Annotated in this window: 1 pseudogene; it reads right to left on the minus strand. The window is 59.1% G+C overall.

Annotated features, from left to right (window positions below):
* Positions 1-394: pseudogene (locus AAIL66_RS24360) on the minus strand (hypothetical protein); the annotation flags it as partial.

Raw genomic sequence — 394 nt, forward strand, 5'->3', positions numbered from 1 at the left:
CTTGCAATGCTCGTCCGTCCAGGTTGTACCGAAGCTCACGCCAAAGCCGGGGCCGTTGGCACTGCCGCTGCTGCTGCCCATGCAGGTGTCATTGCTGGTCGTGAGATTGGGGCCGCCCACGCTGGGAACGTTCTTCAGGGTGTAGGTACCGCTGTACTCCACAATGTTCTTGGACGTCCCGGACACAGTGCTGTTCAGGTTCTGGGTAGTCGTTCCGCTCGTTGTGATGTTCTGGTCGGAGGTAGACGTGGATCGGCTTTCCATCATGGCCGTTGATCGGCTCTCCGCCGGAGATGCAACCGGATTGACAATGGTGATCGACTGATTCTGTTGCGCCCCCACGGAAGAGGAGCTAGAGGAGCTTTGCGCGCTGCTGTCGGCACTTTGCGCATAG

The organism is Comamonas sp. F1-6, assembly GCF_039581415.1.
Taxonomy (GTDB): Bacteria; Pseudomonadota; Gammaproteobacteria; order Burkholderiales; family Burkholderiaceae_C; genus Comamonas; species Comamonas thiooxydans.